The sequence below is a fragment of the Rhizobium sp. BG4 genome, from assembly GCF_016864575.1.
Lineage (GTDB): Bacteria > Pseudomonadota > Alphaproteobacteria > Rhizobiales > Rhizobiaceae > Rhizobium.
Window position 1 is genome coordinate 434752 of sequence record NZ_CP044126.1, and the last position, 12635, is coordinate 447386.

Annotated in this window: 14 protein-coding genes; 13 read left to right on the forward strand and 1 reads right to left on the reverse strand. The window is 63.0% G+C overall.

Going from position 1 to position 12635, the window contains the following annotated elements; translation table 11 throughout:
- Positions 1 to 26 precede the first annotated feature (26 nt).
- The 11 genes from F2982_RS22110 (at position 27) to ehuA (ending at position 10248) form a co-directional block, all read left to right on the forward strand.
- Positions 27 to 914: a LysR family transcriptional regulator gene (locus F2982_RS22110; RefSeq protein ID WP_203430910.1), complete on the forward strand. Its 888-nt coding sequence runs from the start codon at positions 27 to 29 to the stop codon at positions 912 to 914.
- Positions 915 to 945: 31 nt separating this feature from the next.
- Positions 946 to 1251 carry a hypothetical protein gene (locus F2982_RS22115; RefSeq protein ID WP_112717736.1) on the forward strand — a complete coding sequence of 102 codons (306 nt, stop codon included), beginning with the start codon at positions 946 to 948 and terminating at the stop codon, positions 1249 to 1251.
- A gap of 138 nt (positions 1252 to 1389) precedes the next feature.
- Positions 1390 to 2838, forward strand: a complete 1449-nt coding sequence (locus F2982_RS22120; RefSeq protein WP_203430911.1) for a PLP-dependent aminotransferase family protein — start codon at positions 1390 to 1392, stop codon at positions 2836 to 2838.
- Between the two features lie 69 nt (positions 2839 to 2907).
- The gene (gene eutB / locus F2982_RS22125; RefSeq protein WP_203430912.1) at positions 2908 to 3921 is read left to right on the forward strand and encodes a hydroxyectoine utilization dehydratase EutB; all 1014 of its coding nucleotides are present in this window, start codon (positions 2908 to 2910) and stop codon (positions 3919 to 3921) included.
- Complete coding sequence (eutC, locus tag F2982_RS22130) at positions 3918 to 4931, forward strand: ectoine utilization protein EutC (protein ID WP_203430913.1); 1014 nt, start codon at positions 3918 to 3920, stop codon at positions 4929 to 4931. Before eutB ends, eutC begins: the two co-directional genes overlap by 4 nt.
- The gene (doeA, locus tag F2982_RS22135) at positions 4928 to 6106 is read left to right on the forward strand and encodes an ectoine hydrolase DoeA (RefSeq protein WP_203430914.1); all 1179 of its coding nucleotides are present in this window, start codon (positions 4928 to 4930) and stop codon (positions 6104 to 6106) included. Before eutC ends, doeA begins: the two co-directional genes overlap by 4 nt.
- Positions 6107 to 6110: 4 nt before the next feature.
- Complete coding sequence (gene doeB / locus F2982_RS22140) at positions 6111 to 7127, forward strand: N(2)-acetyl-L-2,4-diaminobutanoate deacetylase DoeB (RefSeq protein ID WP_203430915.1); 1017 nt, start codon at positions 6111 to 6113, stop codon at positions 7125 to 7127.
- 61 nt (positions 7128 to 7188) lie between these two features.
- The gene (ehuB, locus tag F2982_RS22145; protein ID WP_203430916.1) at positions 7189 to 8040 is read left to right on the forward strand and encodes an ectoine/hydroxyectoine ABC transporter substrate-binding protein EhuB; all 852 of its coding nucleotides are present in this window, start codon (positions 7189 to 7191) and stop codon (positions 8038 to 8040) included.
- A gap of 61 nt (positions 8041 to 8101) precedes the next feature.
- Entirely contained in the window at positions 8102 to 8767 is a 666-nt protein-coding gene (gene ehuC / locus F2982_RS22150; RefSeq protein ID WP_203430917.1) for an ectoine/hydroxyectoine ABC transporter permease subunit EhuC, read from the forward strand.
- A 12-nt stretch (positions 8768 to 8779) separates the two neighbouring features.
- Positions 8780 to 9472, forward strand: coding sequence for an ectoine/hydroxyectoine ABC transporter permease subunit EhuD (gene ehuD / locus F2982_RS22155; RefSeq protein WP_112717722.1), 693 nt, complete (start codon positions 8780 to 8782; stop codon positions 9470 to 9472).
- Positions 9469 to 10248: an ectoine/hydroxyectoine ABC transporter ATP-binding protein EhuA gene (ehuA, locus tag F2982_RS22160; protein ID WP_203430918.1), complete on the forward strand. Its 780-nt coding sequence runs from the start codon at positions 9469 to 9471 to the stop codon at positions 10246 to 10248. The genes ehuD and ehuA overlap by 4 nt, the downstream gene beginning before the upstream one ends.
- A gap of 53 nt (positions 10249 to 10301) precedes the next feature.
- Here the strand turns inward: ehuA and F2982_RS22165 are convergent, their stop codons facing one another.
- Positions 10302 to 10802 (reverse strand): DNA starvation/stationary phase protection protein, encoded by a 501-nt coding sequence (locus F2982_RS22165; protein ID WP_246777637.1) that lies wholly within the window; start codon positions 10800 to 10802, stop codon positions 10302 to 10304.
- A 251-nt stretch (positions 10803 to 11053) separates the two neighbouring features.
- On the opposite strand from F2982_RS22165, the gene F2982_RS22170 reads away from it, so the two are divergent.
- Entirely contained in the window at positions 11054 to 11347 is a 294-nt protein-coding gene (locus F2982_RS22170) for a hypothetical protein (RefSeq protein ID WP_112717718.1), read from the forward strand.
- 89 nt (positions 11348 to 11436) lie between these two features.
- A complete protein-coding gene (locus F2982_RS22175) occupies positions 11437 to 12621 on the forward strand; it encodes an MFS transporter (protein ID WP_203430919.1) in 1185 nt (394 codons plus the stop codon).
- Positions 12622 to 12635 lie beyond the last annotated feature (14 nt).

Sequence of the window (12635 nt, forward strand, 5' to 3'; positions counted from 1 at the left end):
TGTGTGAAATTGGCTATTGGTTCTCAGTGGCTGAGAAAAAACGCACAGAGCCTGACTGGCAGGACATCCGCGTCTTCCTGGCGCTCGGGCGGCATCGCAGCCTCTCGGCGGCGGCCCGCACCCTATCCGTCAATCACGCGACCATCGCGCGGCGGATCCGCTCGCTCGAGGCGACGCTCGGCGAGAAGCTGGTCGAGAGACGGCCGGATGGTTACGTCCTGACAGCAGCGGGCACGCAGGCGCTCGCGGTTGCCAGCGACATGGAGACGGCAGTTCAGACGCTGGTACGCGGCGGCACCGATGGCGCGCCCAGGGGGCTGGTTCGCATCAATGCCCCTCCGGCGCTTGCGCAGGGTTTCCTCACGGAGCGCCTGGCCGAAATCCCGCTTCAGTTTCCCGGACTGGACATCGATCTCGCTACCGATCTTCGCTCGGTGAGCCTTGAGCGTCATGAAACAGACATTGCCATTCGTCTCGGCCGGCCTCAGGATGGAGACCTGATGGCAAAGCTGCTGCTGCCGATGGCGTTCGGCTTCTACGGCACGCCGGCCATCTGCCAAGAGGTGGAGGAAGGTGCTGCGCCGAAATTCATCGGGTTTGACGAGACGAATTCCTACCTGCCGGAAGCCGCATGGCTTGCCCGGGAGTTCCCGAATGAACGGCTGGTGTTTCGCGCCAACAACCAGGTGGCGCAGGCAACTGCCGCGAGATCGGGCGCCGGATTGGCGCTTCTGCCCCACTATATCGGACGCGCCGAGCGGTCCCTCAGGCTCTGCCGGCTCGAGCCGGTTCCGCCGCCGCGCGAAATCTGGCTGCTCACTCGGCGCCAGGATCGCAAGGAGACGCCGATACGAGCGGTCTGCGATTTCATCGCCCGGAAATTTGCTGAGGAGCGAGCGCTTTTCGAGGCGTGAGGCTGACGAAGATCAACATGGGAGGAAGAAAATGGCCGAACCAGACCGTTGGCGCCACATGGCAAGCGCACCGAGAGACGGCAGCCGGATCCTGGTGACGATCCGCGCGGTCGAACAGGGGCCTGCCGAGGTCGATCTTGCCTATTGGTCGAATGGCGACCGGTTTGGCGCCGAGGGCTGGCGGGCATCCGATTCCTCGCCGGGGCAGATCATCGAATATGCCGAACCGGAACTGAAGTGTTGGATGCCGCTTCCAACGGTGGACGTGAGCCGCGCCGCGATGCCCACACCCTGGGAAGGCGAGGACGAACAGAATCTCGACGGCTCCGGGATCTGAGAGCCAAAAAACAGCGGCGGCGTAACGCTTTGAGTGGTTTTTGCGGGCTGATCGCGATCGGCGGCGCGGGGCGCTTCATCTTTCTGCTCGAAGCGTGCATAATGTCATGAAATTATCGCCTTCAAAACGAGACAATTCATGCGCCGCCAAGCCAATCCTTTCGCCACCGATCCGACTCCCGCGACAAAGCCGGTCGTCTGGCGGCCGAGCGTGGCGAAGCAGAAGGGCGAGACGAAGCATGCGGCTCTGACCGAGCGGATCATCGCCGATATCGATTCCGGCATCCTCAAGCCGATGGACCGGATGCCGACGCATCGCGACCTGGCGCGGGAACTCGGCCTGTCGGTCCAAACCGTCAGCCTTTCCTACAAGGAAGCGGAGAGGCTCGGCTATCTCAGCGGCGAAATCGGCCGCGGCACCTTCGTCAAGGCGCGCGTCACCGATCGCGCGGGCCGGATGATGCTCGATCACAGCCAGAACGAAGTGCTCGACCTCTCGATCATCCGCGCCGTCTATCTCGATGCGCATGAGGACGCTTCCCGCGAAATTTTCCGCGAGCTTGCAGAGAGCGATATTGCGAGCTTCATGCGCCCCTGCCGGCCGATCGCCGGGCTCGACCGGCATCGCGAAGCGGCGCGTCTCTGGCTGCAGCCGATGGGTGTCAGTGCAGGCGCCGAGCGCATTCTCGTGACCAACGGGGCAGCGCACAGCATCTTCCTCGCGCTGAGCTGCATCATCCGCTCCGGCGATGTCGTGCTGTGCGAAAACCTCACCGATCACGGCATCATCGGGCTCTCCAATATCCTCGGCTTCAGCCTGAAGGGATTGCCGACCGATGCTGAGGGTATCTTGCCCGATGCGCTGGAAGCGGCCTGCGCCGTCGGCAGCGTCCGGGCGCTGGTGCTCATTCCGACGCTCAACAACCCCACCAGCCACGTCGCCGGTGCAGAGCGCCGGCGCGCGATCGCCGAAATCGCGCAGCGCTACGGCATCTTCGTCATCGAGGATGAGGTCTACAGGCCGATGATCGAGGAGGACCTGCCTTCCATCACCGAGCTTCTACCCGATCTCGGCTTCTTCGCCACAAGCTTCACCAAGACGGTCCTGACCGGCCTGCGGGTCGGCTACCTCGTTGTCCCACCGGCCTATTCCATCCGGGCTGCCTCTATCCTGCGGGTGTCCAGCTGGAGCGGCACCTATCTGACGGCCGAGATCGCCACGCGCTGGGTCGAGAACGGCACAGCAGAGGAATTGCTGGCGATACAGCGCGATGAGGCGCGCTCGCGCCAAGGCATCGCCGCCGAAATCCTCGGCGATCATTTCGCCTCCAGCCACCCGCTTTCGCTCTGCGCCTGGCTGAAAGTGCCGCAGCACTGGACGGAAGACGGGCTGGTGCGCTCGCTGGCCAACCAGAATGTCGCGGTCACACCGTCCGAGCCTTTCATTGCGGGACCCGGCCATGGCGGCGGCATCCGGATCTGCCTTGGCGGGCGGATGAGCCACGCCACGCTCCGGAAGGCGCTGACGACAGTGCGCCAGGCGTTCGAACAGCTGCCGCCCGTCTACGACGTCGGCTCCATCGGCTGATGTCCGGTTCAGGACAATCATTGAATCATTACAATATAATAATTGACATGATTTTACTTCGCTCTCAACATGACAATCATGAAGAGCGAGCCGAGATCAACAGAAAACGAGACGCTGCCGGTCAGCCTGGCTGACATCGAGCGCGCTGCCGATCGCATCCGCGGACGCGTGACGCGCACGCCGCTCGTTCCTTCCGCTTTCCTCTCCGGGAAGGCTCGCCAACCCGTTCATCTCAAGCTCGAGACCCGCCAGCCGATCGGCGCCTTCAAGCTGCGCGGCGCGACGAATGCCATTCTCGCGCTCGACCCTGCAGCCCGCGAGCGCGGCCTCGTCACCGCCTCGACCGGCAATCACGGCCGCGCCGTTGCCTATGCCGCGCAGGCGCTCGGCATTCCCGCAACGGTCTGCATGTCATCGCTGGTACCGGCCAACAAGGTCGAGGCCATCAGGGCGCTCGGTGCCGAAATCCGCATCGTCGGCGTGTCTCAGGACGATGCGCAGGATGAGGTCGAGCGGCTGGTCAAAAGCCGTGGCCTGACGCCGATCCCGCCGTTTGATCATGCTGACGTCGTTGCCGGTCAGGGCACGATCGGCCTCGAAATCGTCGAGGACCTGCCCGATGTCGCGACGGTTCTCATCCCCCTTTCCGGCGGCGGCTTGGCAGGTGGCATCGCTGTCGCGGTCAAAGCCCTGAAGCCGCAGGCGCGGATCATCGGCATCTCGATGGAGCGCGGCGCAGCCATGTATGCGTCGGTCGCCGCCGGCAGGCCCGTTGCGGTCCGCGAAGAGGAAACGCTGGCGGATTCGCTCGGCGGCGGCATCGGCCTTTCAAACAGTGTGACCTTCCCGCTCTGCCGCGATCTGCTCGATGACATCGTGCTGCTGACCGAAGACGAGATCGCCGCGGGAATCCGTCATGCCTCGCATGAAGAAGGCGAGATCGTCGAGGGCGCCGGAGCGGTCGGCATCGCCGCCATTCTCGCGGGCAAGGTGGAGCTAATCGGCCCCACGGCCGTCATCCTCTCGGGCAGCAATATCGATGCCAGGGTTCACCGGCACATCATCGAGGGAGGTGCTGCATGAGCCGCATTCGCATCCTGACGGAAAGGGATCTGCGCGCCGTCGTCAGCCTTGATATTTCGGCCGTCGACTGCATCGAGCAGGCCTTCCTGGCGCTGGCGACGCAGCCGGTGGCGATGCCGCCGATCCTGCGGCTCGACATTCCCGAATTCCGCGGTGAAGTCGACGTCAAGACGGCCTATGTGCCGGGTTTCGATGGCTTCGCGATCAAGGTCAGCCCCGGCTTCTTCGACAATCCGAAGCTCGGACTGCCGAGCCTCAACGGGCTGATGATCCTGTTCAGCGCCAAGACGGGGCTGGTCGAAGCGCTGCTTCTCGACAACGGCTATCTGACCGATGTGCGCACCGCCGCAGCCGGTGCGGTCGCCGCCCGGCATCTGTCGCGCAACGAGGCTTCCGTCGCCACGATCTTTGGCGCCGGCATGCAGGCGCAGCTGCAGCTCTCGGCACTGATGCTGGTGCGCCCGATCAAATCGGCGCGCATCTGGGCGCGCGATCATGCAAAGGCGGACAAGCTCGCGGCCGAATGCGCGCGGCAATTAGGCATCGACGTTATCGCCTTCTCCGATCCGCGCGAGGCGATACGCGGCAGCGACATCGTCGTCACGACGACACCGGCCGAAAAGCCCATCCTGATGGCCGATTGGCTGGAACCTGGCCAGCACCTGACCGCGATGGGATCGGACTCCGAACACAAGAACGAGATCGATCCGGCCGTTTTCGCCCGCGCCACCTACATTGCCGACCGCCTGTCGCAGACCCGCATTCTCGGCGAACTGCACCACGCCATCAGGACAGGCGCCGCAACGCCGGAGCAGCTGTTCGCCGAGCTCGGCGCGGTGATCGCCGGCACGGCGAAGGGTCGCGTCAGCGCCGGGGACATAACCTTTGCCGACCTGACCGGGACCGGCGTGCAGGACACTGCGATCGCCAATCTGGCCGTCAGCCGCGCAACAGCGGCAGACAGCGGTCAGACAATCGAAAACAAAAGAGAAATGGGAGATGCCGCGTGAGCGTGACGCTGAACTTTACGCGTGAGGAATATGCCGAGCGCCTGTCCAAGACCCGTCATGCCATGGAGAAGGCCGGGATCGATCTGCTTGTTGTCACCGACCCATCCAACATGCATTGGCTCACCGGCTACGATGGCTGGTCCTTCTATGTGCATCAATGCGTGCTGGTGCCACCATCGGGTGAGCCGATCTGGTATGGCCGCAAGCAGGATGCCAACGGCGCCAAGCGTACCGCGTACCTCGACCACGACAATATCATCGGCTATCCGGATCACTATGTGCAGTCGACCGAACGTCATCCGATGGATCTGCTGTCGCAGATCATCGACGAGCGCAAATGGTCCGGCCTCACGGTCGGTGTCGAGATGGACAATTATTATTTCTCGGCGGCAGCCTACGCCTCGCTGCAGAAAAACCTGCCGAACGCCCGCTTCAAGGACGCAGCCGGCCTCGTGAACTGGCAGCGCGCAGTCAAGAGCCCGACCGAACTCGACTATATGCGCAAGGCCGGCAAGATCGTCGAGCTGATGCACAAGCGCATCGTCGAGGTCGTCGAGCCGGGCATGCGCAAATGCGATCTCGTGGCCGAGATTTATGACGCGGGAATCAGGGGAACGCCGGAGTTCGGCGGCGACTATCCGGCAATCGTGCCGCTTCTGCCGTCGGGCGCCGACGCTTCGGCGCCCCACCTCACCTGGGACGACAAGCCGATGCGTATCGGCGAGGGAACGTTCTTCGAGATCGCCGGCGCCTACAAGCGCTATCACTGCCCGCTGTCGCGCACTGTCTTTCTCGGCAAGCCGACGCAGGCCTTTCTTGATGCCGAAAAGGCGACGCTCGAAGGCATGGAAGCCGGGCTTGCCGCAGCCCAACCGGGCAACAGCTGCGAGGACATCGCCAACGCCTTCTTTGCCGTGCTGAAGAAATACGGGATCATCAAGGACAACCGCACGGGTTACCCGATCGGGCTCTCCTATCCGCCGGATTGGGGCGAGCGCACCATGAGCCTGCGCCCCGGCGACCGGACGGAACTGAAGCCCGGCATGACCTTCCATTTCATGACCGGCCTCTGGCTCGAGGATATGGGGCTGGAGATCACCGAGAGCATCGCGATCACCGACACCGGCGTCGAATGCCTGTCGAATGTGCCGCGCCAGCTGTTCGTGAAGGGTTGAGGCAATGCTGACCAGCGCCGCGCTCCGTCCCTCGCCGATCACCCCTTCCGTCGATTTCGACGCGAAGGGCGTGCAGCACGGACATCTGCGCCTGCCCTATAGCCGCGATGACAGCGCCTGGGGCTCGGTGATGATCCCGATCTGCGTCATTGCCAATGGCGAGGGCCCGACCGCGCTTCTGACCGGGGCAAACCATGGCGACGAATATGAGGGGCCGGCGGCACTCTTCGAACTGGCGCAGACGCTTGATCCCGCCGCGATCAACGGACGGGTCATCATCGTTCCGGCGCTCAATTATCCCGCGTTTCGTGCCGGCACGAGGACCTCGCCGATCGATCGCGGAAACCTGAACCGCAGCTTTCCGGGCCGTCCGGATGGCACGGTGACGGAGAAGATCGCCGACTACGTCACACGCCATCTGATACCGCTCGCCGATATCGTCCTCGACTTCCACTCCGGTGGCAGGACACTGGATTTCCTGCCCTATGCCGCAGCCCACGAACTGCCGGACAAGGATCAGGAAGCGCGCTGCTTCGATGCCGTCGCCGCCTTCGCCGCACCCTTCTCGATGAAGATGCTAGAGATCGATGCGGTCGGCATGCTCGATACGACCGTCGAGGAGATGGGCAAGGTCTTCGTGACGACCGAGCTCGGCGGTGCCGGGACCGCCACGGCGCGGTCGATCGAGATCGCCCGCAAAGGCAGCCTCAACCTCCTGCGGCATGCCGGGATCCTTTTGGGTGAACCGAATGCCGCGCCCACTCGTTGGTTGGATATGCCATCGAGCGATTGCTTCACCCTTGCGCAGGATGAGGGACTGATCGCCTTCGCCGCCGATCTCGGCGATCCGGTCAGGACAGGCGAGGTCATCGCCCGTGTCTATCCCGTCGGCAAAACCGGCATTGCGCCAATCGAGTACCGCGCCGCCATGGATGGCGTGCTCGCGGCGCGCCACGTACCCGGTCTGATCAAGGCCGGCGACTGCCTTTCCGTGATCGCCACGATCACGGAGGAGACCTAACCGTAGAGAACCCGCGAGATCCGAAAACGGACAGCAAAACCCTAACCAGAGGAGAATTCGCATGCCAATCAAGACAATCGCCGGCCTTTCCGCCCTTGCACTGATGCTGGGCGTAACGTCTGCCAGCGCACTGACACTCGAGGAGATCAAGCAGCAGGGGTACATCCGTGCCGCGACCGCCAATGAAGTGCCCTATTCCTACATGCAGCCCGATGGCACCTCTGCCGGCATCGGTCCCGATGTCGCCAGCGCCGTGCTGAAATCCATGGGAATCGAAGAGATCAACTGGACGGTCACGCCATTCGGCACGCTGATCCCGGGCCTGAAAGCCAAGCGCTTCGATTTTGCCGCGGCCGAGCAGAACATCTCGCCGGAACGTTGCAAGCAGGTCGCCTTCACCGAGCCGAACTCGTCCTATGGCGAAGGCCTGCTCGTCAAGAAGGGCAATCCGAAGGGCCTGAAGACCTATGCCGACATCGCCAAGGATCCGTCGCTGACGGTGGCCGTCGTCTCCGGCGCCAACAATGTCGACTTCCTGCGCGCCGTCGGCGTCAAGGACGAGCAGATCGTCTTCATTCCGGCCAATGCCGATGCTATCCCGACCGTGCAGAGCCGCACCGACGCCTATGCGGCGACCGAACTGACGGTTGCCGCGCTCGCCAAGGGCCAGGCCCAGGTCGAGCAGGTCGCGCCGTTTACCGACCCGATCGTCAAGGATGCGCCGGTTCGCAACTATGGTGGCTTTGCCTTCCGTCCGGAAGACAAGGAACTGCGCGACGCCTTCAACGCCGCCCTCGTCAAGTTCCGCACGACGGATGAGTACAAGGCGATCCTCACCAAGTACGGCCTGTCCGAACAGAGTATCGCTGCGGCCGCCGACAAGAAGGTCGATGACCTCTGCGCCGGCAAGTAACGGCAGAAGGCGCCCGATCCGATCGGTCGGGCGCCGCTCCTAACGATCAGGAGACTTCCGTATGAACTGGACAGCCTACCTGCCAATGCTCTGGCATGGTGCATTCATCACGATGACGATCACGCTGGCGTCGATTGCCGTCGGCGCGGTGCTCGCGTTCATTTTCGGCATCCTGCGCGTCGAGGGAGGACCGATCCTCTCGACTGTCGCGCTTTGCTACACGGAGGTGTTCCGCGGCACCTCGCTCTTCGTTCAGCTTTTCTGGTTTTACTACGCGCTGCCGCTCGTCGGTCTGAGCTTCGATCCGATCACCACGGGCATCCTGGTGCTGGCGGCCCATGCCGGCGGATATGGCGCCGAGATCGTGCGCGGGGCGCTGTCATCCGTCTCGGTGCAGCAGCTGGAGGCCGCCCGCGCCCTGAATTTCAGCCGCCTCCAGACGCTGTTTCGCATCTCGCTGCCGCAGGCGATCGTCGAGATGATGCCGGCCTTCGGCAACCTGGCGATCGAGACGCTCAAGCTCTCCTCGCTCGTGTCGCTGATATCGATTGCCGATCTCACCTTTGCGGCCCAATCGATCCGCAACATCACGCTGGATAGTGCCAGCATCTATTCGATCACGCTCCTCTGCTACTTCGCCATGTCGCTGGTGCTGATGGTGGCGATCCGGGTGATCGAGCATTTCGTGCGGCGTGGCCACGCCTTCCCGCAGATGCCCCGTTCGTGAGGATATGACCACATGATGTATGGATACGAATGGGATACGACGACCTGGCTCACCTATACGAGTTCGATCCTGCCGATCATCCTGATCGGCCTGACAGTCACCTTGAAGGCTGCGGCGGCAGGCTTTGCCATCGCGCTCGTGCTTGGCCTCGTCTTCGCGCTGCTGCGCCGCAGCAGCGTGATCGCGATCTCCTGGACGACTGCCTTTATCGTCGAATTCTTGCGCGACACGCCGCTTCTGGTGCAGCTCTTCTTTCTCTATTACGTCCTGCCCGACTTCGGCGTCGTGCTTCCGGCCTTCCTCACCGGCGCAATCGCCCTTGGCCTGCAATATGCCGCCTATACATCCGAGGTCTATCGGGGCGGCATCGAGGCCGTGGCCCGCGGCCAGTGGGAAGCGGCAACGGCGCTCAATCTGACGCGCATGCAGGCCTATCGCGACATCATCATCCCGCAGGCCATCCCGCGGATCGTGCCGGCCATGGGCAATTATCTCGTCGCCATGATCAAGGAAACGCCGGTCCTTTCCGTCGTCACCGTCATGGAGATGATGGGCCTTGCCAACATGATCGGCGAACGCACCTTCGAATATCTCGTGCCGCTGACACTCGTCGGCCTGATCTTCCTCCTCCTGACGCTGATCTGCTCGGCCGGTCTCCACCGCCTGCAGAAAGCCCTTCCGAAAGCAGGAATCCCCTTGCGATGACCGAGAACAACAATCCGCCCATCATCGAATTTTCCAACGTCGCCAAGCGCTTCGGCCCGCTGAGGGTGCTCGACGACTTCAATTTCACTGTCCGTAAGGGCGAGAAGGTGACGCTGATCGGCCCGTCCGGGTCAGGAAAATCCACCGTTCTGCGCATCCTGATGACGCTCGAACCGTTTCAGGACGGCAAGCTGACGCTACAGGACATTTCCTATCACGAGCCGAACGGCAAAGGCCCTTTCAAGGCCTCGGAAAACCATCTGCGCCAGATCCGAAACCATGTCGGCATGGTCTTCCAGAGCTTCAATCTGTTCCCGCATATGACGGTGCTGCGCAATATCGTCGAGGCGCCGCTGCGGGTGCTCGGCATTGCGCGCGCCGAAGCCGAGGCGCGCGCGCTGCAACTGCTCGATATGGTGGGTCTCTCAGACAAGAAGGACTTCTATCCATCGCAGCTCTCCGGCGGACAGCAGCAGCGCGTGGCGATCGCCCGGGCGCTGGCGATGCGCCCGCGGGTGCTTCTTTTCGACGAGCCAACCTCGGCGCTTGATCCGCAGCTGGTCGGCGAAGTGCTCTCCGTCATCCGCGGCCTTGCGCATGAGCACGACCTGACCATGCTGCTCGTCACCCATGAAATGCGCTTCGCCCGGGAAGTTTCGGACCGGGTCTGCTTCTTCGACAAGGGCCGGATCTGCGAACAGGGCGCGCCCGAAGAGATATTCGGTGCACCGCGCGAGCAGCGGACGCGGGAATTTCTGTCGTCGGTTCTGGCTTGATGAAAAGGCCCGGAGGCTAAACTCCGGGCCTTTGAAATTGGGTAACCGTCTTTCTAGCGGGTGCGTGTCGTTTCGAAGAGGAACCACACGCGCCTCTCGGTCTCGTCGATCCAATTCTCGATCAGGCTGGTCGTTGCGTGATCATTATGCTCGGAGGTCAGATTGTGCACCTCCCGGAACATCTCGACGAGCCGCTTGTTGTCGTCCCTGAGCTCGGCCAGCATGTCGTCGGGCGTCACGTAATCCGCGTCATTATCCGAAAGCCGCTGCAGGCGGGACACCTGGCCGATCGACTTCAGCGTCGTTCCGCCGATCTTGCGGACCCGCTCGGCGATGTCGTCGGTCATCGCGAAGATCTGCTCGGCCTGCTCATCGAGCATCAGGTGATAGTCGCGGAAATGCGGGCCGGACATGTGCCAGTGGAAGTTCTTGGTCTTTAGATACAGGGTGAAGACATCGGCAAGGATCGCGGTCATCGCCGCCGATATGTCGGTGATGGCATTCGATTTCAGGTCTGAAGGCGTTTTGAGCGACGGCGCAGGACGTTTTTCCACTGTCTAACCCTCCGTGGAGCAGCGAGTAACTCCGCTCAAGGTACCGCTCGCCCCGTTCGCTTCAATAAGTGCGACAAAATTTCGGCCGGTCTGGTCAGCGCCAGCAGATCAGGCGCCCCCGCCGATGCCGATCCGAGCACTGACGCCTCTGGCGTAAACCATGCTAAAGTTGGCGTTTACGCCGATAGTGGTGGATGCCGCGGATCGCTAGTTTCCCTCTCGCAACTCAACGCTTTCTGCGGAGAAAAATCATGAAAGTTCTAGCTATCGGATCGATCATCAAGCCCGTCACCGACGAGCAGCGCCGCGAGATCATGCCGAAGGAAGTGCCGGCAACGCTGCAGCACTATCTCAGTGGCAAGATCGAGCAGTTCTGGGCCCGCCAGGACGCCCCGGGCGTCATCTTCCTGATGAACGTGGATTCCATCGAGCAGGCGAAGGCCGAAGTCGAAGGCCTTCCGCTGGTGACCGGCGGCTTTGCCTCCTACCAGTTCATTCCGGTCGGCCCGCTGGCGCCGCTCGGCCTGCTCATTCAGGGCAAGTAACTGCAGCCTGGTTCCGGCGGCCATTCTCCCACTTGGCCGCCGGCGCCACTGTCTTTCCGTGACATATCTTCAAAACGGATCATTCTTTGATGGACAGACGACTTCTCGTTCTTGCCCTTGGCATGTTTGCGCTCGGTACCGACAGTTTCGTCGTTGCCGGCGTGCTGCCTGAAATCGCCCGCGACTTCAATGTCAGCATCGGCGCTGCCGGGCAGATGACAACGATCTATGCGGCCACGATCGCGGTTCTGGCGCCTGCCATTGCGGCGGCCGCGGCACATATGCCCCGCAACAGGCTGCTGCTTGCCGGCCTCGGCATCTTCGTCATCGCCAATCTCGCAACCGCGCTCTCGCCCAATTTTGAAATGGCGCTTGCCACCCGCGCACTCGCCGGTCTCGGAGCCGCCATGTTCGCCCCGACGGCAACCGGTTCGGCCGCGTCGATCGTGGCACCCGAGAAGCGCGGCTTTGCGCTTTCGGTCGTCGCCACAGGCATGACCGTCTCGACCGCCCTTGGCGCTCCGATCGGCACATTGATCGGCGGTCTCGGTGACTGGCACTGGACGATGGTCTTCGTCTCGGGGCTGGCAGCCATCGCAGGCGCCGGCGTGCTTGTCTTCCTGCCGCATATTCCGATGCCGCCTGCCGTCTCGCTCGGCAAGCGTCTGGCGCCGCTCGCCGATGCCAGGATCGGTCTGGCGCTGACCACGACCTTCCTGTTCTTCAGCGCCGCCTTTACCATCTACACCTATTTCTCGGTCGTCTTCGGCCGCACGATCGGTGGCGACACGGCGATCCTCGCCGGGCTTCTGGTGCTCTGGGGCGCGGCCGGAACGGTCTCCAACCTGCTTGCCGGGCGGCTGATCGACGCGATCGGTTCGCGGAAAGTGCTGATCACGATGCTCGGTATGGTGCTTGTGAACTTCCTGCTTCTGCAGTGGAGCGGCGCCAGCCTCTGGACTGCCGTGCCCGCCGTCCTGCTATGGGGCGCCTGTGGCTGGGGCAGCACCGTGCCGCAGCAGCACCGCATCGTCGGCATCGCGCCGCAGATTGCGCCGATCGTGCTCGGCCTCAACAACTCTGCGGTCTTTCTCGGAACCACCGCGGCTGGCATCATCGGCGCAACGGCCATCGACATCGTCGGCAGCCAAAATCTCGGCTTCGTCGCCGCAGGTCTGGTCGCCGCCGCATTGATTGCCTCGGAGCTCACCGACCGGGCGATTGCCGCTTCGCGTAGCCGCAGCGCACCCGATCAGCGCCAGAAGGCGGCCTGAGGCCAAACCTCTGC

Bases quoted from the DNA above. Each gene is read 5' to 3' on its own strand.
- F2982_RS22115 (WP_112717736.1), top strand. From the start codon at position 946: ATGGCCGAACCAGACCGTTGGCGCCACATGGCAAGCGCACCGAGAGAC.
- F2982_RS22120 (WP_203430911.1), top strand. From the start codon at position 1,390: ATGCGCCGCCAAGCCAATCCTTTCGCCACCGATCCGACTCCCGCGACA.
- eutB (WP_203430912.1), top strand. From the start codon at position 2,908: ATGACAATCATGAAGAGCGAGCCGAGATCAACAGAAAACGAGACGCTG.
- eutC (WP_203430913.1), top strand. From the start codon at position 3,918: ATGAGCCGCATTCGCATCCTGACGGAAAGGGATCTGCGCGCCGTCGTC.
- doeB (WP_203430915.1), top strand. From the start codon at position 6,111: ATGCTGACCAGCGCCGCGCTCCGTCCCTCGCCGATCACCCCTTCCGTC.
- ehuB (WP_203430916.1), top strand. From the start codon at position 7,189: ATGCCAATCAAGACAATCGCCGGCCTTTCCGCCCTTGCACTGATGCTG.
- ehuC (WP_203430917.1), top strand. From the start codon at position 8,102: ATGAACTGGACAGCCTACCTGCCAATGCTCTGGCATGGTGCATTCATC.
- ehuD (WP_112717722.1), top strand. From the start codon at position 8,780: ATGATGTATGGATACGAATGGGATACGACGACCTGGCTCACCTATACG.
- ehuA (WP_203430918.1), top strand. From the start codon at position 9,469: ATGACCGAGAACAACAATCCGCCCATCATCGAATTTTCCAACGTCGCC.
- F2982_RS22170 (WP_112717718.1), top strand. From the start codon at position 11,054: ATGAAAGTTCTAGCTATCGGATCGATCATCAAGCCCGTCACCGACGAG.
- F2982_RS22175 (WP_203430919.1), top strand. From the start codon at position 11,437: ATGGACAGACGACTTCTCGTTCTTGCCCTTGGCATGTTTGCGCTCGGT.